Consider the following 20,759-nt stretch of genomic DNA (forward strand, 5'->3'; position numbering starts at 1 on the left):
GCCCGCACGCGATTGGTGCGAACCCTTCCAGTGGATCGGGACGGTGCGCCTTTGCACCCCTCAAATGCAAAAACGCGGCGAGGCCGCGTTTTTGGCACCGAAGGCGGGCAAAAACACCCACCGGCTGAAGGCTCTTACTTGTCGACCGTGACCTTCGCCACCGCCAGCGCCGTCATGTTGATGATGCGGCGCACCGTCGACGAAGGCGTCAGCACGTGCGCCGAACTCGCGGCGCCCAGCAGCACCGGGCCGACCGTGATGCCGTTGGCGCCCGTCATCTTCAGCACGTTGTAGAGGATGTGCGCCGAATCGAGATTCGGGCACACCAGCAGGTTGGCTTCGCCGCTCAGCGTGGTTTCGGGCAGGGCAGTGCGGCGGACTTCTTCCGACAGCGCCGCGTCGCCGTGCATTTCGCCGTCGCATTCGATGTCGGGCGCCATCTGCGCGAACAGGTCGCGCGCCAGCCGCATCTTGCGGGCCGAGCCGCGGCTGGAGGTGCCGTAGTTCGAGTGCGACAGGAAGGCCACCTTCGGCGGCAGGCCGAAGCGGCGCACTTCTTCTGCAGCCATTACCGCGATGCTGGCCAACAGCTCGGCGCTCGGGTCTTCGTTCACGTTGGTGTCGGTGATGAAGACCGTGCGCTTTTCGAGCGTGAGCGCGTTCAGCGTCGCGAAGCCGGGCGCGCCGCGCTTCAGGCCGATCAGGTTGCGGATGTGCTCCAGGTGCACGTCGAAGCGCCCGACCAGGCCGCAGATCATGGCGTCGGCGTCGCCCAGGTGCATCATCAGCGCGGCGATGGTGGTGTTCGAGCGGCGCACCATCGTCTTGGCAGCCTCCGGCGTCACGCCGCGGCGGCCCATGATCTTGTGGAAGCTCTCCCAGTAGATGCGGAAGCGCGGATCGTCCTCGGGGTCGACGATCTCGAAGTCGATACCCGTGCGGATGTGCAGGCCGGCCTTCTTGATGCGCGCCTCGATCACGGCGGGGCGGCCCACCAGGATGGGCTTGGCCAAGCCTTCGTCCACGGCCCACTGGGCGGCGCGCAGCACACGCTCGTCTTCGCCCTCGGCGTAGGCCACGCGCTTGGCGGTGGCGATCTTGGCGGCGCTGAACACCGGTCGCATGAACATGCCGGTCTGGTAGACGAAGCGCGTCAGGTGCTGGCGGTAGGCGTCCATGTCTTCGATCGGACGCGAGGCCACGCCCGAGGCGGCGGCGGCCTTGGCCACGGCCGGGGCGATGCGCAGGATCAGGCGCGAATCGAAGGGCTTCGGAATGATGTAGTCGGGGCCGAAGGCCAGTTCCTGGCCGGCGTAGGCGGTGGCGACTTCTTCGCTGATGTCGGCCTTGGTGAGGTCGGCGATCTCGCGCACGCAGGCCAGCTTCATTTCTTCGGTGATCTTGCTGGCGCCGCAGTCAAGCGCGCCGCGGAAGATGTACGGGAAGCACAGCACGTTGTTGACCTGGTTCGGGTAGTCCGAACGGCCCGTGGCAATGATGCAGTCCGGCCGCACGGCCTTGGCCAGCTCGGGGCGAATTTCGGGCTCGGGGTTGGCCAGCGCCAGGATGATGGGCTGCGTGCCCATGGTCTTGACCATGTCCGCCGTCATCACGCCCGGGGCCGAGCAGCCCAGGAACACATCGGCGTCCTTCACCACGTCGGCCAGGGTGCGGGCGCCGGTGTCTTTCTGGGCGTAGTGTGCCTTGGATTCGTCGAAGCCGCCCGCGCGGCCCATGTAGATCAGGCCCTTGGAGTCGCAGGCGTAGATGTTGGCGGGCTTGGCGCCCAGGCCCACCATCACGTCGAGGCAGGCGATGGCTGCGGCGCCGGCGCCCGAGACGGCGATCTTCACGTCTTCGATCTTCTTGCCGACCAGCTCCAGGCCGTTGAGCAGCGCGGCGGCCGAGATGATGGCCGTGCCGTGCTGGTCGTCGTGGAACACCGGAATGTTCATGCGCTCGCGCAGCTTCTTCTCGATGTAGAAGCACTCGGGTGCCTTGATGTCTTCGAGGTTGATGCCGCCCAGCGTGGGCTCTAGCGCCGCGATGATGTCGACCAGCTTGTCGGGGTCGTTCTCGGCCAGCTCGATGTCGAACACGTCGATGCCGGCGAATTTCTTGAACAGGCAGCCCTTGCCTTCCATCACCGGCTTGGCGGCCAGCGGGCCGATGTTGCCCAGGCCGAGCACGGCCGTGCCGTTGGTGATGACGCCCACGAGATTGCCGCGCGCGGTGTATTCGGAGGCGGTGGACGGGTCGGCCGCGATGTCGAGACAGGGATACGCCACGCCCGGCGAATAGGCCAGCGACAGGTCGCGCTGGTTCAGCAGGGGCTTGGTCGGGGTGATCGAGATCTTGCCCTTGACGGGCGATCGGTGGTATTCGCGCGCTGCCTCGCGAAGTGCTTCTTCTGCAGGGGAAAGGGGTGCAGCCATGAAAGTCTCCTTGTTTCTGACGGGCAATGAGGCTACCGCAAAAGCGTGGCCACTTCTTACAGGGTGAATGCCGAAAACGCCTGGATCTATATCTTTAGCTTGATAAGACGGGCTGGCCGGTTCGCTAAACTGCAGATCGTTACCTACGGTTAACAGGGTATTGGCCGGGGAATCTCCAACAACGACAAAACCAATGAGGGGCAACAGCGCATGACATCCGGACCTTTCACCAGCAACGACCCCGATGTCGTGGTCATCGGCGGCGGCCCTTCGGGCTCCACGGTGGCCGCGTTGCTCGCGGACAAGGGGCACGACGTGGTGCTGATCGAGAAGGCGCAGCATCCGCGCTTTCACATCGGCGAGTCGCTGCTGCCGATGAACATGCCGTTGTTCGACCGGTTGGGCGTGCGCACCGAGGTCGAGGCCATCGGCATCCGCAAGCACGGCGCCGAGTTCGTCTCGCCCTGGCATGACCACACCAGCCACTTTCACTTCGGCGAGGCAATGGACAAGAGCTTTCCGTACGCGGTGCACGTGCGCCGCTCGGAGTTCGACGAACTGCTGTTCCGCCATGCCGGCAATCGCGGCGCGCGCACCCTCGAGGGCCAGCGCGTCACTGGCGTGGACATGGATGCGGGCAAGGGCACGCCAGACAACCGCCCGCTGGTGAAGGTCAAGGCCGACGACGGCACCGAGACCGCCTGGCGACCGCGCTTCGTGATCGACGCGAGCGGGCGCGACACGCTGCTGTCGAACCAGTTCGACGCCAAGCGCCGCAACCGCAAGCACGCCAGTGCCGCGCTGTTCGGCCACTTCGCCAACGCCGAGCGCCGGCCGGGCCGCTTCGAGGGCAACATCACGCTATTCTGGTTCGACCACGGCTGGTTCTGGTATATCCCGCTGAAGGACGGCACCGTGAGCGTCGGCGCGGTGGCTTCGCCCGCCTATTTCAAGAACCGCAAGGGCACGCTCGAAGAGTTCCTGATGGAAACCATCGCGCTCGCGCCCAAGCTGGCCGAGCGCCTGAAGAACGCCACGCTGATGGAGGGCGCCACCTCCACCGGCAACTACGCCTACGACTCCGCGTTCTGCCGCGGTGATCGCTTCATGATGGTGGGCGATGCCTACGCCTTCGTCGACCCGATGTTCTCATCGGGCGTGTACCTGGCGATGAACAGCGGCTTCGAGGCCGCCACCGCGGCCGACCACTGGCTCAAGGGCGAGGCGAAGGAAGCCGAGAAGGCCTTCCGCCACTACGAAAAGGTGATGAAGCGCGGACCGCAGATGTTCTCGTGGTTCATCTACCGCATCACCTCGCCGGCCATCCGCCGGCTGTTCATGAACCCGCGCAACATCTGGCGGATGCAGGAGGCGCTGCTGTCCATCCTGGCCGGCGACCTGTTCCGCAACACTCCCATCGGCCCGCGCTTCTGGGGCTTCAAGGTGACGTACTACGCGTCGTGCCTGGGCATCCTGCCGCAGGCCATCAAGACCTGGGCATGGCGCCGGCGCAACCTCAAGGAATCCCTGGAAGCTGCGAAACCTTGAGCTTCAGTCGGGAGTGACCGTGTGCTGGGCAAGCGCTTCGAGCGCGCGCACCAGCGCCGAGTGGTCCAACTGGCCATAGCCCAGCGCCGCGCATGCGTTCATAAGCTGCGCCGCTCCCGCCGTCTGCGGCAGCGACACGCCCAGCGAGCGCGCACTCTGCATCGCGAGGTTCAGGTCCTTCTGGTGCAGCGCGATGCGGAAGCCCGGCGCAAAGGTGCGCTTGATCATCCGTTCGCCATGCACTTCGAGAATGCGCGAGCTGGCGAAGCCGCCCATCAGCGCCTGGCGCACCTTGGCGGGATCGGCACCGGCCTTGGAGGCGAACACCAGCGCCTCGCCCACGGCCGCGATGTTCAGCGCCACGATGATCTGGTTGGCCACCTTGCAGACCTGGCCGTCGCCAGCGCCGCCCACCAGCGTCACGTTCTTGCCCATCTTGTCGAGCAGCGGCTTCACGCGCTCGAAGGTGCCTTCGTCGCCGCCGCACATGATCGTGAGGCTGGCAGCCTTGGCGCCCACTTCGCCGCCGGAGACCGGCGCGTCGATGTAGCCCGCGCCGAGCGCGATGATGCGCTTGGCGAAGCCCTTGGTGGCAATCGGGTCGATGGAACTGCAGTCGACCACGATCTTGCCGCGCGAATCCTTCAGACCCTCGGCCACGCCCTGCGTGCCCGGTTCGCCGAACAGCACCTTCTCGACGTCGGGCGTGTCCGGCACCATGATGAAGATGATGTCGGCCTGGCGCGCCACTTCGGCGGCCGAGGCGCAGATCGTGGCCTTCGAGATGAAAGGCTCGGGCGTGTTGCCCTGCGTGTTCACGAACAGCTGGTGGCCCGCGTCGAGCAGGTGGCCCGCCATGGGCGCGCCCATGATGCCGAGGCCGATGAATCCGATTTTTTGTTGGGTCGTCATGTCTCTGGTTTCCTTATCCGATGTTCTCGAGGTTCGCGATGTTCATTGCTTCTGCGTGAGCGCCTGGCGCCAGCCGAGGCCTTCCACGGTGGTCGCGCGGGGCTTGTATTCGCAGCCGATCCAGCCGTCGTAGCCGAGCGAATCGATGTGCCTGAACAGCCATGGGTAATTGATCTCGCCCGTGCCCGGCTCGCCGCGGCCCGGGTTGTCGGCCAGCTGGATGTGGCCGATCTGCGCGAGGTGCTTGGTGAGCGTGTTGCCCAGCTCGCCCTCCATGCGCTGCGCGTGGTAGATGTCGTACTGCACGCGCAGGTTGGCCGAGCCGACTTCTTCGATCAGCACCAGTGCCTGCTCGGTGCGCGTGAGAAAGAAGCCCGGAATGTCGAATGTGTTGATGGGCTCGATCAGCAGGCGCAAACCCGCCGCTTCGAGTTCGCGCGCGGCAAGGCGAAGGTTGTCGACCACCGTCTTGTGCGCAAGCTCCCTGCTCACGCCGGCCGGCACCTTGCCGACCAGGCAGTTGACCTGCGGACAGCCGAGCGCCGTCGCGTAGTCGATCGCCACGCCGATGCCTTCGGCGAACTCGCCCGTGCGGTCGGGGTGGCAGGCGATGCCGCGCTCGCCCTTGTCCCAGTCGCCGGCCGGCAGGTTGTGCAGCACCTGCTGCAGGCCGTTGTCGCGCAGGGCGGCGGCAAGTTCCTTCTTCTCGAAGGGGTAGGGGAAGAGGTACTCCACCCCCTCGAAGCCCGCCTTGGCGGCGGCCTCGAAGCGCTGCATGAAAGGCAGCTCGGTGAAGAGCATCGTGAGATTGGCTGCGAACTTTGGCATGTCGTTTTTCTTTCTTGCAGTCTCAATCCAGCATGGCCGCAACAGCGGTCGGCGCATCGGCGATGGTCTCGGCCAGCGGCTCGAACTCGGTGATGTTGTCGATCTCGGTGCCCATCGCGATGTTGGTCACGCGCTCGAGCATCACTTCGATCACCACCGGCACGCTGAACTCCGACATCAGCGCCTCGGCGCGGCGGATGGCCGGCGCGATCTCTTCCTGCTTGTTCACGCGAATGGCCTTGCAGCCCAGGCCCTCGACCACTTTCAGGTGGTCCACGCCGTAGCTGCTCTCGATACCTGCATCGGGGCCCGCGTTGATGTTGTCGAAGGCGAGCTGCACGCAGTAGTCCATCTCGAAGCCGCGCTGCGCCTGGCGGATCAGGCCGAGGTAGGAGTTGTTGACCACGATGTGGATGTACGGCAGCTTGAACTGCGCGCCCACGGCCAACTCTTCGATCATGAACTGGAAGTCGTAGTCGCCCGAGAGCGCGACGATCTTGCGCGTCGGGTCGGCAGCGCGCACGCCCAGCGCGGCGGGAATGGTCCAGCCCAGCGGGCCGGCCTGGCCGCAGTTGATCCAGTGGCGCGGGTTGTACACGTGCAGGAACTGCGCGGCCGCGATCTGCGAGAGCCCGATGGTGCTCACATAGCAGGTGTCGTTGCTGAAGTTGTTGTTCATGCACTGGTACACGCGCTGCGGCTTCATCGGCACGTCGTCGAAATTGGTCTTGCGCAGCATCGTCTTCTTGCGCTCGATGCATTGCTTGGCCCAGCCGCGGCGGTCGGGCAGGCGGCCTGCGGCCTTCATTTCCTCAGCCACTTCGACGAAGAGTTCGAGCGCGGCCTTGGCGTCCGAGACGATGCCGAAGTCAGGCGTGAACACGCGGCCGATCTGCGTCGGCTCGATGTCCACGTGCACGAAGGTGCGGCCCTTGGTGTACACGTCTACCGAGCCCGTGTGGCGGTTGGCCCAGCGGTTGCCGATGCCGAGCACGAAGTCGCTCGCCAGCATCGTCGCGTTGCCGTAGCGGTGGCTGGTCTGCAGGCCGCACATGCCGGCCATCAGCGGATGGTCGTCGGGAATTGCGCCCCAGCCCATCAGGGTGGGAATCACCGGCACGCCGGTGGCTTCGGCAAAGCGCACCAGCAGGTCGGCCGCATCTGCGTTGATGACGCCGCCGCCGGCCACGATCAGCGGGCGCTCGGCCGCATTCAGCATGCCGATGGCTTTTTCGATCTGGGCGCGCGTGGCGGCCGGCTTGTAGGGCTTGAGCGGCTCGTAGCTGTCGATGTCGAATTCGATCTGCGCCATCTGCACGTCGAAGGGCAGGTCGATCAGCACCGGGCCCGGGCGGCCCGAGCGCATCAGGTGAAAGGCCTGCTGGAACACCTGCGGCACCTGGCCCGGCTCGCGCACCGTGACCGACCACTTGGTGACGGGCTTGGAGATCGACTCGATGTCGACCGCCTGGAAGTCTTCCTTGTAGAGCCGCGCGCGCGGCGCCTGGCCGGTGATGCAGAGAATGGGGATCGAATCGGCCCAGGCCGAGTACAGGCCCGTGATCATGTCCGTGCCCGCCGGGCCCGAGGTGCCGATGCACACGCCGATGTTGCCCGCGATGGCGCGGGTGTAGCCCTCTGCCATGTGCGAGGCGCCTTCGACGTGGCGCGCAAGAATGTGCGAGATGCTGCCGCGCTGGCGCAGCGCCGAATACATCGGGTTGATTGCCGCGCCCGGAACGCCGAAGGCCTGCGTCACGCCTTCTTTTTCCATCACCAGAACCGCGGCTTGCACCGCTGTCATCTTTGCCATTTGAGTCTCCTTGAGGTGGTCCCACTGTAGGAAGCGGGGGGCATTCGAAGAAGACGGCTGGGGACCATAAAACCTATTCCATGGCGGAATAAGTGACTACCATCCGGCCCATGGACAGACTCTTGGCAATGGAAATGTTCGTGCGCGTGGTCGAGACCGGCAGCTTCTCGAAGGCGGCGCGCGAGTTCAACACCACGCAACCCACCGTGACCAAGCAGGTCGCGGCCACGGAAGCGCGGCTGAAGGTGCGCCTGCTCAACCGCAACACGCGCGGCGTGAGCCTCACCGAGCCGGGCGCGCTGTACTACGAGAAGTGCAAGACCATCGTGCGCGAGGCCGAGGAGGCCGACAGCATCGTGCAGCTGCGGCAGAACCAGGCTCAGGGGCTGCTGCGCGTGGGCACGTCGGTGGCGTTCGGGCGGCGCGTGGTGGTGCCGCTGGCGCTCGAATACATGCGCCGGCATCCGCAGGTGCAGCTCGACCTGAGCTTCGAGGACCGCTATGTGGACCTGATCGCGCAGGGCATAGACGTGGCGATCCGCATGGGCAAGCTGGCGGATTCGTCATTGGGCGCGCGCTACCTGGGCGTCAACCCATGGGCGATGGTCGCGTCACCGGCCTACCTGAAGAAGCACGGGACGCCCAAGCGCGCGCAGGACCTTAGCTCGCACGTGGCGCTCATCTACAGCAGCGTGGTGGGCGACGAGTTCTGGCGCATGCACACACCCAGGGGCGAGCCGGTGACGGTGCCTGTGTCGGGCCGCTTCCGCTCGAACAACCTCTCTGCCGTGCTGGCCGCCGCACGCGACGGGCTGGGCATTGCGCTGATGCCGCGCTACGTGGCCAGCGACTCGCTGGCAGCAGGCAAAGTGCGCGAAGTGCTCGGTGACCATGCGCTGCCCGAGCAGGAGATCCACGCCGTCTTTCCCTCGCCCAAGCTGGTGCCGGGCAAGGTGTCGGGCTTCGTGGCCTTCCTGCAGGGGCGTTTCGACGAAGGCTGGTGGGCGGCCTGAGCTTCTTCAGGCCGCAATGAATGCGCCGTGCAACCCCAGCGGCAACGCATAGGGCAGCGTGGCCTGCGCCACCGGCCCCGCAGCCAGGTTGTCGGCTGCGAAGCACGACAGCACCGTCTTCTGCCGGCCGAAGTCGAGCACCGTGCCCAGCACCCAGCCCGGCTTCGAGCCGTCCGGCACGAAGACGTGCTCTTCCACCATGGCCTGCGCGCCATAGTTGAAGCGCTGGCTGCGGCCGGTCTCGACGTCGGTGCGCGCGATCGAGCCGAAGCCCGGAATATCAGGTCGGATCTGCGTGGCATGAACCACGTTGCGGTGGCGCATGCCCACGCGGCGCGGGTCGATGCGCGGAAACTCGGCCTCCAGCGGCAGGGCCTTCTGCGTGGCTTCGCCAGTGCCGAGATTCAGCGTGGCGACGGTCAGGTGTGGATGGGTGCTTCTTACAACGCGCGCCCGCATCACTTCGCGGTTGGTCGTGAACACCGAGTCGGCGTTGTCCGAGCGCACGTAGTCGATGTGGATCTGCGTGCCGCGCGGCGTGTCTTCTTCCCAGGCGTTGCCGACGTGAAAGAGGAAGCCGGCCGGCAGTGTGAGCATCTGGCGCTTTTCCCAGTTCTGCTTGTCGACCACCAGCGCGCGCATGCCGAGCTCGGGCCGCCAGACGTGGGCATCGAGAAAGCTCGCGCCGGCCTCCTTGCGCTTGCCGTCGTAGACCAGCGGCGGCATCAGGAACACCAGGTGCCGCTCGGTCACGGCGAAGTCGTGGACCATCGGCATGTCGGCCACCGGCACCACGGCCGCGCGCCGCAGCGTGCCTTCGGGCGCAATCTCGTACAGCGCCAGGAGGCCCTGGCCGGAGCTCACGCCGAAGTTCCAGATCGTGCCGTCTGGGTCGACCTTTGGGTGGGCCGAGAACGGCATGCCAGCGAGGTCGGCGCGCCAGGTCTTCACGCCCAGCGTGTCCAGCGTGCGCGCATCGATGCGCGTGGCCGAGCCGCCTTCCCACAGCGCCAGCACCTCGCCGCGCATCGGCAGCACGCTGGTGTTGGCGACGTTGATGCTGTCGGCCGAGGTCGGCGGCTCCACGCCCGGCGGCATGGTGCCGAAGGCTTCCAACAGGTGGCGGCCGGCCTTCACCTCGGCCACGCGCTTGGGCGTGGCGACATAGCGGCCCTGGTGGCGCACGTCGGCGCCGTCGATCATGAAGCTGTGCACCATGCCGTCGCCGTCGAACCAGTGGTGATAGCGCTCGCCACCCAGGTCGTGGCCGGCCGGGCCGATGCGAAACAGCGTGCCGGCGACGGCATCGGGAAAGCGCCCGCGCACCGTGGCGCGGGTCAGCGGCAGGTCGCCCGGGGGCGTGGCGAAGCCGGTCTTCCAGGGCGCGCTGGCGGCTTCGAACTGGGCTTGCCAATCGTCGGTACCGGCGGCGCGCGCCAGCGGTGCCAGCAAGGGCAGGGCGCCGGCCGAAACCAGCAGGCGCAGGAGTTCGCGTCGTTCCATGGCGGTCTGCTCCTCAGTGCAGGTGAATGACGGTCTGCAGGTCGGCGTCGACGCTGATAGCCGCGGCCTCGAAGGTGGGCGGGGCACGGTTGCCCTTGGCGTCGTTCGAGAAGCCGTAGCGCTCGGTCGGCATGCCCATGAGGTTGGTGTCGAGCTTGCCGTTGCCGTTCTCGTCGGCGAACACGCGCAGCGCATAGCGCCCCGGGGCCAGCCCCGCGAACACGAGCCGGGCCTTGCCTTCGCGCATCGGCGCGGTCTGCGAGGCCACCGCCTTGCTTTCGGCGTAGCTGGCGGCGTCGTTGTACAGCGCGACGTAGAGCGTGGCTTCGGCAGTGGGGCCGTCGGCGACGCTCAGGCTCAGATCGGCGGCAAGGGCACCGAAAGGCGCGAGGGCCACGGCGGTGCACAGGGCGCGCACGACCGGGCGGAACAGGAGGGCGGGAAGTTGCATGGCAGGCCTCGTTGGAAGTTGGAGGCCCGACGATCTCGCAGGCTGGGCGTGGTGCCCAGCGTCATGTGACGAAACGCGGGTTTGCGCGCGTGAAATGCGCGCGGGCGGGGGCAAACGGGCCGGCGCCCGTGCCTACCTCAGCCCTTTTTCTTGTCTCCGGCGCTTTCCGCGCCTTCAGCCGCCTCGTGCCCGGCGCCCACGTGCCCCGAATCCGCGAACAGGCTCCACGCGGCCATGAACAGCGCCGCAATCACCGGCCCGATCACGAAGCCGTTGATGCCGAAGATCGCCATGCCGCCGATGGTCGACATCAGCACGATGTAGTCGGGCATCTGCGTGTCCTTGCCCACCAGCACGGGGCGCAGGATGTTGTCGACCAGGCCGATCACGAACACGCCCACGAAGATCAGCACGCCGCCCTGCCAGAAATGCCCCGTGGCCAGGAAGTAGATGGCCACCGGCCCCCAGATCAGCGCGGCACCCACGGCGGGCAGCAGCGAGAGGAACGCCATCAGCACCGCCCACAGCAGCGCGCCCTGCACCCCGAGAAACCAGAAGGCCAGCCCGCCGATGGTGCCCTGCGCAATGGCCACAGCCACGTTGCCCTTCACGGTGGCGCGGATCACGGTGGTGAACTTGTTGAGCAGGTAGTGCGTGTGCGGCTTGGCCAGCGGCACGGCATCGCGCATCGTCTTCGACAGCGTCGCGCCGTCGCGCACCAGGAAGTACAGCAGGTACAGCATCACGAAGAAGCTCACCACGAAGTCGAAGGTGTTCTGCCCGATGGTGAGCGCCTGGCTCGCGATGATCTGACTGGCCTGCCCTGCGATGGCCGACACGCGCGCCTGCCAGGCTGCCATGTCGCCGAGGTTGAAGCGCTCCACCAGGTTCAGCAGCCATTGCGGCGAAGCATCGAGGATCTGCTGGAAGTAGGCCGCGAAGTTGATTTGCCCCGAGCGGATGTTCTGCGTGACCAATGCGATCTCTTGCACCAGCGACACGCCCACCATCGCCAGCGGCAGGATCACGATGAACAGGCAGATGGCCAGTGTCGACAGCGCCGCGGCGTTGGGCTTGCCGCGCATCTTCTTCAGCAGCCACTTGTAGAGCGGCGTGAACAGGATCGCCAGCGCCACCCCCCACAGCACTGCGCCGAAGAACGGCATCAGCACCCAGAGGAAGGCGGCGGTCACGGCGGCGAGAAGGGCGAGGAACACGCCGCGCTGGAGTTGGGGTGAGTTCATAGTTGTCTCGGACTGTAGCCGAGCGCAGCGGCGGCGGGAGCCGTTCGCCGGTTGTGTCTCACTCGATCGATTGAGGGGGCGCCCTTTTTGCGTTGCGTATATTGAGATAAATCACGCACCAGAGACCGTTCGTTTATTTAGATACCCGTATTTGCGCCTGATCGCTTTCTAGAATGATTTGCGGGAAGTGAAAGAGGAGGTGGGCGTGAAGCTCAATTTGCAATCGATATTCGTATAGAGCGAATTAGCGAATTGCCTTTAGGCGGTTTGTCGTATCTGCATGCACTGATTCGGCAATGACCCGGCGCGGCCAAGCCTTCTCTTTTCAATTGATTTTCACAACAGAACAGACGCAGTCAGGGAGACTGGGCAATGGGACCAGACACGCCGCAGCAGCCACCATCGAACGCACACCAAGGCCAGCCTGCACCGACATCGACCGCCGAGCGCGAGCCTCAGACGGCCGTCGCTCCGCTGAACACCGTCGCCAAGGAAGATATCGCCGCCGCGAGCAAGGTGGTGGACGAGTGGCTACGTTCCTTCACCGGCGGCTACGTCACGCTCGATCGGCTGACCACGGTGCTGGGCAGCATCCCCATCGTGGGCAACATCATGGCGCTGGTGGATGTGTTTCTCGACATCGTCACCATCCTCGAGAAGAGGTCGACCGATGCCGTCACAAGGTTCCTGAACTGGGCCAGCCTGGGCATCAATCTCATCGGCCTGATTCCTGCACCGCCCACCATGGCCGCAGCGCGCATGAGCCTGCGGCCCACGCTGCATCTGGTCAAGCAAGAGCTCATGCATGGGGCCAGGAATCTTGGCGAGACCATCGTCACCACGCTGGTGGGACATCTGAATGCATCCATCGTCGGTGAACTTGAGACTTTCATCGACGGGGCCATCGCCAGGCTCTCGGGCATTCTGGAAGACTGTGCAAGGCTCTCCGACGGCATCCTGGACAACCTGATCGGCATCCTCCAGCGCGTTCTCGGCGGGCAAGACCTCTTCACCATCGCCAATCCGGGTGCCGCGGAAACCAACGACTACGACCCTAAGACCCAAAGCACATGGAGCGGCATGTGGCGCCGGGCGGTGAAGTACTCCGAGGGCACGGCCAAACGAACCGCCAACTACGCCGCCAGGAAGGCAGCCGGCTACCTGCCTGAAAGCGTCAGGGTCAAGGTCAACGAGGTGATCGCGAGTCTGAGCACCTTGAAGGTGGACTTTCGCAAGCAACTGACGGACCTCGCCAGCCAGGAACTGGAGGGCAGCATCATGTGGCTGCTGCGCAAGCTGCTGGCGGCCATTGCGCAGCGGAAGAGCCTGCGCGCGGCAATCGTGCCGCCAGGTGCCGGTGCCGAAGCAACAAAGAACAGGGCCGACACCCGGGTCGAGCACCTCCGTGTGCAGGCTCCTGTCAACGGCGACCCCGGTTGCAAGAACTGTCCGGTTTCCGGTGCACCGGTGCCCTCGGCAAGCAAGTTCGCCATCAGCCTTGCGACCGGCTGTGAAAGCTTCACTCACGTCGACTTCACGTTGGCTGCGCCGTTGCCCATCACCTGGGCGCGCACCTACCGCAGCAATCTTGGCGCTTTCGATCAGGGCAGCCTCGGCGCGAGATGGCTCACGTCCTACAGCACTCGCGTGGACATCGCCACGCCGGCCCAAGGTCCGCGAGCCGGCCAGCTCAGCCTGATCTATCACGGCGCGGACGGCCGCAGTCATGCCTACCCGCTGCTGGCCGTGGGCCAGGGCCATCGCGATGCCATCGAAGAAGTGACGCTCACACGTCTGAGCGAGACGCTGTTGACCGTGGATTTCGGCAAGCCCGTATCGGCCGGCGAGGCCAGCGACTGGCGCGAGGTCTACGAACTCGTGAATACCGTGGCTCGCAAGGTTTCGACCCAGAGCAGGCAGCACTTTCGTCTCGTCGCGCTGCATGCCGGCAAGGAAGCCGTCATCGGCTTGCGCTACGACCACGTGATTGCAGCCACAGGCGAGCAGGTTCTGAGCGACATCATCAGCAAGCAAGGTGGGCTCACGATTGCCCATGTCGGCACGCGCCCCGATGCGCAAAGCGGATTGATCACCAGCCTATGGGAGATCAAGGGCGGCCAGGTCGTGCGCCAACTCGCCGCCTATGTTCACGATGCCGAAGGCGACCTCGTCTCGGCCCAGGACGAAAACGGCGAGAGCTGGAGCTACAGCTACAGCCATCACCTCGTGACCCGTTACACCGACCGCACCGGCCGCGGCATGAACCTCGAATACAACGGCACCGGCGCCGATGCAAAGGCCGTGCGCGAGTGGAGTGATGACGGGAGCTTTGCCCTCAAGCTGGAGTGGGACAGGAACATCCGGTTGACCTATGCGACCGACGCGCTTGGCGGCGAGACCTGGTACTACTACGACATCCTCGGCTACACCTACCGGATCGTCCATCCAGACAAGCGCCAGGAGTGGTTCTTCCGCGATGAAGCAAAGAACATCACTCGCCATGTTCATACCGATGGCAGCACGGACGACTTCAGCTACGACGCCGACGGTAACCTGCGGACCCACACCTGGGCCGACGGCAGCCAGGTGCACCTTGCGCACGACAAGCGCGGGCGCATGACGGGCCTGCGCGACGCCGAGGGTGGTGTCTGGAAGCGCGACTACAACGCCGACGGCAACCTCGTCGAAGAGATCGACCCGCTGGGGCACAAGACCGAATACGCCTACGACAAGGCCGGCCGGCCGTTGCGAATTACCGATGCGAAGGGCGGCGTCAAGACGCTGGCCTACACGTACGCTGGTCAACTTGCCAGCCACACCGATTGCTCGGGCAAGACCACTCGATGGGAATACGACGAGCAGGGGCGCTTGGTCAAAGCGACCGATGCAATGGGCCAGAGCACCCGCTATCGCTACACCGGGGCGAACGGACAGCGGCAGGCCACGACCGCGACGAATGCCAGCCGTCCAGGCCAGCTCGAGGAAATCACCCTGCCCGACAACACCAGCGAGCATTTCAGGCACGACGCGGAGGGACGCCTGCTCGCGCACACCGATGCGCTGGGGCGCAGGACGAGCTACGACTACACGCGCTCCGGCCTCATGTCCGAGCGCACCGACGCGGCAGGCCACACGCTCAAGTACCGCTGGGATCTGCTGGGACGTTTGGGCGAACTCCACAACGAGAGCGGCAGCCGCTACAACTTCCGCTATGACCCGGTGGGTCGGTTGCTGGAAGAAACCGGCTTCGACCGCAAGATCACACGGTATCGCTATGAAGAGTCCACCGGGGTGCTGGCGGAAGTGGTCGAGGGCGAGCACACCACGCTGCTGCAATTCGATCCGATCGGCCGCCTGAGCGAGCGCCAGGCCGGTGGCGACGCCGAAAGCTTTGCCTACGACCGCAACGGCCGATTGATCGAAGCCAGGAACAGCGATGCGAAGCTGCAATGGTTCTATGACCCCGCGGGCAACCTGACGCGCGAGCATCAGCTCTACGTGGAGGGCGCACGCACCGCGGTCTGGCAGCATGGCTACAACGAACTCAATCAGCGCATAGCCACCATCCGCCCGGATGGCCACGTCACCCAGTGGCTGACCTACGGCTCGGGCCATGTCCACGGATTGCTCATCGACGGGCAAGACATCCTGGGCTTCGAGCGCGACAACCTGCACCGCGAGATTGCGCGCGAGCAGGCCAACGGGCTCATACAGAGACAGAACTACGACCCGGCCGGCCGATTGCTGGAGCAGCAAATCTCCCAGACCAGGCGCGGTGCCCTCGAACCCACCGGCATCCGCCGCAGCTACCAATACGACAGGGCCGGCCAGTTGATCGCCATCGGCGACAGCCGGCGCGGCAACCTGAGCTATCGCTATGACCCGGTAGGGCGACTGCTCGAAGCCAACAGCCGGCTGGGGCGCGAGACCTTCGCGTTCGATCCAGCGGGCAACATCGGCGACTCGTCTTCAGACGTGGAAGGCGGTGCGCAGCCGGCGGGCCGCACCACCAATCGTGTTGCCGTTCGCTCGGGCGATGACGGCCGCAGCATGGTCGGCAAGCTGATGGACAACCTGCTGAAGGACTACGCCGGCACCCACTACAAGTGGGATGAGCGCGGCAACCTGATCGAGCGCAGCCGCAACGGCGAAAAGACGGTGTTCACCTGGGACGGCTACAACCGCATGCGCAGCGCCGAAACCTTCGGCGAAATCACGAGCTTCAGCTACGACCCGCTGGGCCGGCGCATCGCCAAGCGCACGCGGCATGCCTGCACCTTGTTCGGCTGGGACGGGGACACGCTGGCGTTCGAGAGTACGCAGAGCACGGAGGCGCAGCAGGAGCAGGCATGGCAGGGCGACAGCGTCCACTACATCCATGAACCTGGCTCGTTCGTGCCGCTGGTGCAGATCCGGCGGGCGGGCAGTTGCGTTGAGCCAGACGATGGATGTGAAGGCGCTGATGGCCGATAACGGCGGACGCTATGACATCGAGCAGGATCCGCTATGGAATGGAGAACAAAGCCAAACGCCTGCGCCATTCGTCAAGGAAGAGATTGCTTTCTACCAATGCGACCATCTGGGCACGCCGCAGGAGCTGACGGATCATGAGGGGCGTGTGGCCTGGTCGGCGAGCTACAAGGCGTGGGGTGAGGCGAGGCAGGCGATCAGCGAGGCGGGCAGGAAAGCGGGGTTTCGGAATCCGATCCGCTTCCAAGGGCAGTATTGGGATGAAGAGACGGGGCTGCACTACAACCGGTATCGGTATTACGACCCGCAGACGGGGCGCTTCGCATCAAAGGACCCGATCGGGCTGGCTGGCGGCTTCAATGTGTTCGAGTACGCAAGCAACGCTATTGAATGGGTTGATCCATTGGGACTTTCAGCCGCATCCGATTTGCCTCGGATGAAGGGGCGAAGCGTGCCGAATGTTGGTTCATTGCTGAGCAATTCGGGTTTTTCCAAAAAGAAAAACAATGGTGTTAATGAAGCTTGGACACATGCGGATGGGTCAGAAGTCAGGGTTCATAAATATGGAAACAAATGCCCTTGTCCATATAAATCGGGAAATAATGCGCACGTCCACAAGGAAGATCCCATCGGAAATCAACTAAGTGATCGTGGGATTGTTTCGCTGGACCCCAAGGAGACGCATATCGGGATTCGTAATCCTATTGACTTGCCATTTGTTCGAGGAAGGGCGCATGGATCATGAGTTATGAATATAGATTGGTGTTTGACGATGAATTTTTGATGCAACGCGTCATAGATTCGTTGAAGTCCAGTGATGCTTATATCAAATCTCAAGAACAGGAGATTTGTCTAAAAGATCGGCTTCTACAGTCCGCGGCTGAATATGATGCTCGACTGATTCTGGAAAGCAATTTCTCCATGTGGTTAGAGGTGAATTTCAGATCAATGAAATTATATGATCTGGTAAGAAATGCGTTGCACGGTGAGGCCGTAAGGTGCTACGAGGACGGAGATTTGGATTGCGAAGTAAGTTTGAAGGGGGCGTTTCGCATTAAAGATGAGTGTTGAAAAATTCCATTCAGGCGAGCGGCATTATGGGTTTTAGGGAATTTTTTGGAATCCAAGGTTGATGGCGAATTGAGAGGAGGTGGTCAATGTCGGTATTTCTATCTGTAGGCGGTCATTTTGCCAAAAAATAATCCGACTTTATGACTGGAAAAATCAATGAAAAATGGCATGCGCCAAATTCGCTGGGATGAATGAGGTCGCCAGCCGGGATTGGCAAAGGCTGGATAGGCCGGTGGCATCACGAACCAAAGCTCGAGTGCATAAATCAAGTCCACCGCAGCATCAGGTAAGCCGTCTGATTGAACGAGACCACAGATATGAAGGCGTCGATGGCCAATAACAGCGGGCGCTACGGTATCGAGCAAGACCTGTTATGAAACGGATTACATCGCCAAGTGTTTGCGCCATTCGTCAAGGAAAGAATTGCCCTCTACCTGCGGCGACCTAGGCACGTCGCAGGAGCTGACGGACCATGAGGGGCGTGTGGCTTGGTCGGCACAGGGCTTGGGATGAGGCGAGGCAGGCGATCAGAGAAGTGGGCAGGAAAGCGGGGTTCCGAAATCCGATCCGCTTCCAGGGGCAGTATTGGAATGAAGAAACGAGGCTGCATTACAACCGGTATCGGTACTACGACCCGGTGCATAGGCGATTCATCTCCAAGCCTTAAACATGCAAATTTTTCCTGACTACATCTCCAAGTTGAACTACTACTTGCACGTCATGAGTGATGACGAGCTGGATGATTTCCATATCAATGATCTTGGCTGCCGCGCCAAGCTGTTTGATGCGATGAAGGCTGACTTCGACCGCTTCGGGCTAGAGAGCCAACAAAGAGCGCTAGATGCTATTGAGTTCATCTCGTCATCGGGCGCTATCGAAAAGTATTGGCGCGCGGTGGTACCTCATGAGGTACCTCTAGATGAAGTGGAAGACAAGCCGGGTTACTTGCGATCGCTTTACGCAAAACTAACGGGGCGCGTGCCGTCGCCAAGAGACTTCGGGTCTGATGTGGAAATAGTTTATGGTCGTCACAACATTGATGTCCGCCTTTAACACGCGGATCATGTTAGTAGCTCGGATGTGTCTGAGACCTGCTGGGTTCGAGCCATTTGTATCGCGGGCCGCATGGCATCGATACCAGGCAATAGAAATCCGATGTGCAGTTTCAGTTGGGCGCAGTTCAGATCACCACCACTCACCCCAATCACCTCGACGGAGGTTGTACCTGATTGCGGCCCCCAGGAACTGACGGTGCATGAAGGGCTTCTTGCCCGGCCGGCCACGAATCAGTGCAAGCCTGGCGTCATTGCCGGCTGCATCAGCGCCGCGAGGGCGCGTGGCCATGCGGCCGTTAGCGCCGTGCGCGCGGCAGCGCCACCGGCGCCAGCGTGGCCTTGAGCCTGCTCGGCGCATCGGGCTCGGCCGCCGCATCCACTTCCAGCGCCCGTTCGACATTGCCGATGTGCTCCAGCATCAGCCGCCGCGCCCCGGCGGTGTCGCCGGCCTCAAGGGCCGCGACGATGGCGCCGTGCTCCGAGCAAGACTGCCCCGCCTCGTGCTTCGACTGGTAGAGCGTGGCCGCCAGCGTGGTGCGCGCCGTGAGGTCGCGCAGCACGTCGACCAGCAACTGGTGCCCCATCTGCTCGGCCAGGCAGACATGGAAGTCGGCCAGCAGGAAGGCGCGCGTTGCGGCATCGGCGCCTTCGATGGCGCGCTGCTCGTCGGCGATGTGGTCGCGCAGCTTGCGGATCACCTTCGACAGCGGCCGCCCCTCGCTCGCTTCGAGAATGCCGGCTTCGACGATGCGCCGCGCGGAGAAAGCATCGCGCGCTTCTTCGGCCGAGGGCTCCACCACGTACCAGCCGCGGCGCGACTGCACTTCGACAAAACCGCGCGCCTGCAACTGCATCAGCGCCTCGCGCACCATCGTGCGGCTCACCGAGAAGTTCTCGGCCAGCGCCTGCTCGCCGAGCCGCTCGCCCGGTGCGAGCTTCTGCGCGAGGATGGCCTCGACGACGCGTTCGGCAATGACGGTGGGGCTGACGTCGGCGGGCATGTTTCTTTTCTTTTTCTTCTTCAGTGGGCGCTCGAGGCGGTGGTGGTGCCTGCGGTGTTTACCACGGGCTCTGCCTCTGCCAGCGGCTCGTCGTCAGGCGAGTAGCGGCCGTCGAGCACCGCGTGTGCGCGCTCGCGGTCGATGTCGCCTTCCCATGCGGCGATGGCCACAGTCGCCACGCAGTTGCCGATCAGGTTGCCCAGCGCGCGGGCGATGCCCATGAACCAGTCGACCGACAGCACCAGCACCAGCCCGATGGCGGGAATCGCCGGAATGGCGTGCAGCGTGGCGGCCAGCACCACGATGGCCGAGCCCGGCACGCCGTGCGCGCCCTTGGACGTGACCAGTGCGATCGCCAGGATCGTCATCAGGTCAGTCATCGAGATCGGCGTGTTGGTGGCCTGCGCGATGAACACGGCCGCCAGCGTGATGTAGATGGAGAACGCGTCGAGGTTGAACGAGTAGCCCGTGGGAATCACCAGGCCGACCGTCGAATCGCGGATGCCCATGCGGCGCAGCTTGGCCATGATCTGCGGCAGCACGCTGTCCGACGAGGTGGTGGCGAAGACGATGGTGAGCTCTTCGCGCAGGTAGCGCAGCAGCTTGATCAGGCTGAAGCCCGACATGCGCATCACCAGCCCGAGCACCACGAACACGAAGATCAGCACCGCGCCGTAGAAGAGCGCAACCAGCATGCCCAGCTGCTTGAGCGAGCCGATGCCGTATTGCCCGACCGTGAACGCGATGGCGCCCAGCACGCCCAGCGGCGCCAGCTTGATGATGATCCCCATGATCTTGAACAGCACCAGCGAGAGCGCATCGACCACCACGGCCACCGGCTTGCCGCGCTCGCCCAGCAGCGTGAGCGCGCAGCCGAACAGCACCGCGAACAGCAGCACCTGCAGCACGTCGCCGGTGGCGAAGGCACTGACCACCGTGGTTGGAATGAGCTTCATCAGGAACTCGACCGTGCCGCCGCTCGTGAGCTTGTCGGCGTTCGAGGCATAGGCGCTCATCGCGGCCGGGTCGAGCTTCGACGGGTCGACGTTCATGCCCGCGCCGGGCTGGAACACGAAGGCCAGCACCAGGCCCATCGCCAGCGCGATGGTGGTCAGCACCTCGAAGTAGATGAGCGACTTCACACCCACCCGGCCCACGCGCTTCAGGTCTCCCGCGCCGGCAATGCCATGCACCACCACGCAGAACACCAGCACCGGGATGATCATCTTGATCAGCTTGATGAACCCGTCACCCAGCGGCTTGAGCTTGACGGCGTACTCGGGCGCGAAGAGCCCCGCGAGCACGCCGAGCACCAGCGCGATGACCACCTGACCGAAAAGCGATTTGGCGAAGCGAGGCATGGAGTCTCCTGTCTGTCTTGTCTAGGTTTTGCATGCAAGCAACGCCTTGTCTTG

16 protein-coding genes are annotated in these 20,759 nt (G+C 64.0%); 6 read left to right on the forward strand and 10 right to left on the reverse strand.

Features of this window, described 5'->3' with window-relative positions; genetic code table 11:
• Positions 1 to 134 precede the first annotated feature (134 nt).
• Positions 135 to 2,435 (reverse strand): NADP-dependent malic enzyme, encoded by a 2,301-nt coding sequence (locus NWF24_RS06685; RefSeq protein WP_258353502.1) that lies wholly within the window; start codon positions 2,433 to 2,435, stop codon positions 135 to 137.
• Between the two features lie 210 nt (positions 2,436 to 2,645).
• Between NWF24_RS06685 and NWF24_RS06690 the strand changes: the two genes are divergently transcribed.
• A complete protein-coding gene (locus NWF24_RS06690; protein WP_258353503.1) occupies positions 2,646 to 3,983 on the forward strand; it encodes an NAD(P)/FAD-dependent oxidoreductase in 1,338 nt (445 codons plus the stop codon).
• A 3-nt stretch (positions 3,984 to 3,986) separates the two neighbouring features.
• On the opposite strand, the gene NWF24_RS06695 is transcribed toward NWF24_RS06690, so the two are convergent.
• From NWF24_RS06695 to gcl, 3 genes are read right to left on the reverse strand one after another with little or no spacing between them, the layout of a single operon-like run.
• Entirely contained in the window at positions 3,987 to 4,895 is a 909-nt protein-coding gene (locus tag NWF24_RS06695) for a 2-hydroxy-3-oxopropionate reductase (RefSeq protein WP_093178036.1), read from the reverse strand.
• Positions 4,896 to 4,937: 42 nt separating this feature from the next.
• Entirely contained in the window at positions 4,938 to 5,723 is a 786-nt protein-coding gene (gene hyi, locus NWF24_RS06700; RefSeq protein ID WP_258353504.1) for a hydroxypyruvate isomerase, read from the reverse strand.
• A 22-nt stretch (positions 5,724 to 5,745) separates the two neighbouring features.
• Positions 5,746 to 7,536 (reverse strand): glyoxylate carboligase, encoded by a 1,791-nt coding sequence (gcl, locus tag NWF24_RS06705; RefSeq protein ID WP_258353505.1) that lies wholly within the window; start codon positions 7,534 to 7,536, stop codon positions 5,746 to 5,748.
• Positions 7,537 to 7,646: 110 nt separating this feature from the next.
• Here gcl and NWF24_RS06710 point away from each other — a divergent pair, with 110 nt between their 5' ends.
• Positions 7,647 to 8,549, forward strand: coding sequence for a LysR family transcriptional regulator (locus tag NWF24_RS06710; protein WP_258353506.1), 903 nt, complete (start codon positions 7,647 to 7,649; stop codon positions 8,547 to 8,549).
• A gap of 6 nt (positions 8,550 to 8,555) precedes the next feature.
• On the opposite strand, the gene NWF24_RS06715 is transcribed toward NWF24_RS06710, so the two are convergent.
• From NWF24_RS06715 to NWF24_RS06725, 3 genes are all read right to left on the reverse strand, one after another.
• Positions 8,556 to 10,052, reverse strand: a complete 1,497-nt coding sequence (locus NWF24_RS06715; RefSeq protein ID WP_258353507.1) for a carotenoid oxygenase family protein — start codon at positions 10,050 to 10,052, stop codon at positions 8,556 to 8,558.
• Positions 10,053 to 10,065: 13 nt separating this feature from the next.
• On the reverse strand, positions 10,066 to 10,503 hold the full coding sequence (locus NWF24_RS06720) for a DUF2141 domain-containing protein (protein WP_258353508.1): 438 nt from the start codon (positions 10,501 to 10,503) through the stop codon (positions 10,066 to 10,068).
• 137 nt (positions 10,504 to 10,640) lie between these two features.
• Positions 10,641 to 11,747 carry an AI-2E family transporter gene (locus NWF24_RS06725; RefSeq protein WP_258353509.1) on the reverse strand — a complete coding sequence of 369 codons (1,107 nt, stop codon included), beginning with the start codon at positions 11,745 to 11,747 and terminating at the stop codon, positions 10,641 to 10,643.
• 372 nt (positions 11,748 to 12,119) lie between these two features.
• Here NWF24_RS06725 and NWF24_RS06730 point away from each other — a divergent pair, with 372 nt between their 5' ends.
• On the forward strand, positions 12,120 to 16,220 hold the full coding sequence (locus NWF24_RS06730; RefSeq protein ID WP_258353510.1) for a DUF6531 domain-containing protein: 4,101 nt from the start codon (positions 12,120 to 12,122) through the stop codon (positions 16,218 to 16,220).
• Positions 16,180 to 16,962: an RHS repeat domain-containing protein gene (locus NWF24_RS06735; RefSeq protein WP_258353511.1), complete on the forward strand. Its 783-nt coding sequence runs from the start codon at positions 16,180 to 16,182 to the stop codon at positions 16,960 to 16,962. Before NWF24_RS06730 ends, NWF24_RS06735 begins: the two co-directional genes overlap by 41 nt.
• Positions 16,963 to 17,386: 424 nt before the next feature.
• Here NWF24_RS06735 and NWF24_RS06740 read toward each other — a convergent pair whose 3' ends face one another.
• Positions 17,387 to 17,653, reverse strand: a complete 267-nt coding sequence (locus NWF24_RS06740) for a hypothetical protein (RefSeq protein WP_258353512.1) — start codon at positions 17,651 to 17,653, stop codon at positions 17,387 to 17,389.
• A gap of 107 nt (positions 17,654 to 17,760) precedes the next feature.
• Between NWF24_RS06740 and NWF24_RS34265 the strand changes: the two genes are divergently transcribed.
• On the forward strand, positions 17,761 to 17,955 hold the full coding sequence (locus NWF24_RS34265) for an RHS repeat-associated core domain-containing protein (RefSeq protein WP_375338442.1): 195 nt from the start codon (positions 17,761 to 17,763) through the stop codon (positions 17,953 to 17,955).
• A gap of 53 nt (positions 17,956 to 18,008) precedes the next feature.
• Entirely contained in the window at positions 18,009 to 18,341 is a 333-nt protein-coding gene (locus NWF24_RS06745) for a hypothetical protein (RefSeq protein WP_258353513.1), read from the forward strand.
• A gap of 298 nt (positions 18,342 to 18,639) precedes the next feature.
• Here the strand turns inward: NWF24_RS06745 and NWF24_RS06750 are convergent, their stop codons facing one another.
• Positions 18,640 to 19,344, reverse strand: coding sequence for a GntR family transcriptional regulator (locus tag NWF24_RS06750; RefSeq protein WP_258353514.1), 705 nt, complete (start codon positions 19,342 to 19,344; stop codon positions 18,640 to 18,642).
• 20 nt (positions 19,345 to 19,364) lie between these two features.
• Positions 19,365 to 20,705 carry a C4-dicarboxylate transporter DctA gene (locus tag NWF24_RS06755; RefSeq protein WP_258353515.1) on the reverse strand — a complete coding sequence of 447 codons (1,341 nt, stop codon included), beginning with the start codon at positions 20,703 to 20,705 and terminating at the stop codon, positions 19,365 to 19,367.
• Positions 20,706 to 20,759 lie beyond the last annotated feature (54 nt).

This window comes from Variovorax paradoxus (assembly GCF_024734665.1).
Lineage (GTDB): Bacteria > Pseudomonadota > Gammaproteobacteria > Burkholderiales > Burkholderiaceae_C > Variovorax.

Bases quoted from the DNA above. Each gene is read 5' to 3' on its own strand.
- NWF24_RS06720 (WP_258353508.1), bottom strand. From the start codon at position 10,503: ATGCAACTTCCCGCCCTCCTGTTCCGCCCGGTCGTGCGCGCCCTGTGC.
- NWF24_RS34265 (WP_375338442.1), top strand. From the start codon at position 17,761: ATGAGGGGCGTGTGGCTTGGTCGGCACAGGGCTTGGGATGAGGCGAGG.
- gcl (WP_258353505.1), bottom strand. From the start codon at position 7,536: ATGGCAAAGATGACAGCGGTGCAAGCCGCGGTTCTGGTGATGGAAAAA.
- NWF24_RS06710 (WP_258353506.1), top strand. From the start codon at position 7,647: ATGGACAGACTCTTGGCAATGGAAATGTTCGTGCGCGTGGTCGAGACC.
- NWF24_RS06755 (WP_258353515.1), bottom strand. From the start codon at position 20,705: ATGCCTCGCTTCGCCAAATCGCTTTTCGGTCAGGTGGTCATCGCGCTG.
- NWF24_RS06750 (WP_258353514.1), bottom strand. From the start codon at position 19,344: ATGCCCGCCGACGTCAGCCCCACCGTCATTGCCGAACGCGTCGTCGAG.
- NWF24_RS06695 (WP_093178036.1), bottom strand. From the start codon at position 4,895: ATGACGACCCAACAAAAAATCGGATTCATCGGCCTCGGCATCATGGGC.
- NWF24_RS06685 (WP_258353502.1), bottom strand. From the start codon at position 2,435: ATGGCTGCACCCCTTTCCCCTGCAGAAGAAGCACTTCGCGAGGCAGCG.
- hyi (WP_258353504.1), bottom strand. From the start codon at position 5,723: ATGCCAAAGTTCGCAGCCAATCTCACGATGCTCTTCACCGAGCTGCCT.
- NWF24_RS06725 (WP_258353509.1), bottom strand. From the start codon at position 11,747: ATGAACTCACCCCAACTCCAGCGCGGCGTGTTCCTCGCCCTTCTCGCC.
- NWF24_RS06730 (WP_258353510.1), top strand. From the start codon at position 12,120: ATGGGACCAGACACGCCGCAGCAGCCACCATCGAACGCACACCAAGGC.
- NWF24_RS06715 (WP_258353507.1), bottom strand. From the start codon at position 10,052: ATGGAACGACGCGAACTCCTGCGCCTGCTGGTTTCGGCCGGCGCCCTG.
- NWF24_RS06690 (WP_258353503.1), top strand. From the start codon at position 2,646: ATGACATCCGGACCTTTCACCAGCAACGACCCCGATGTCGTGGTCATC.
- NWF24_RS06745 (WP_258353513.1), top strand. From the start codon at position 18,009: ATGAGTGATGACGAGCTGGATGATTTCCATATCAATGATCTTGGCTGC.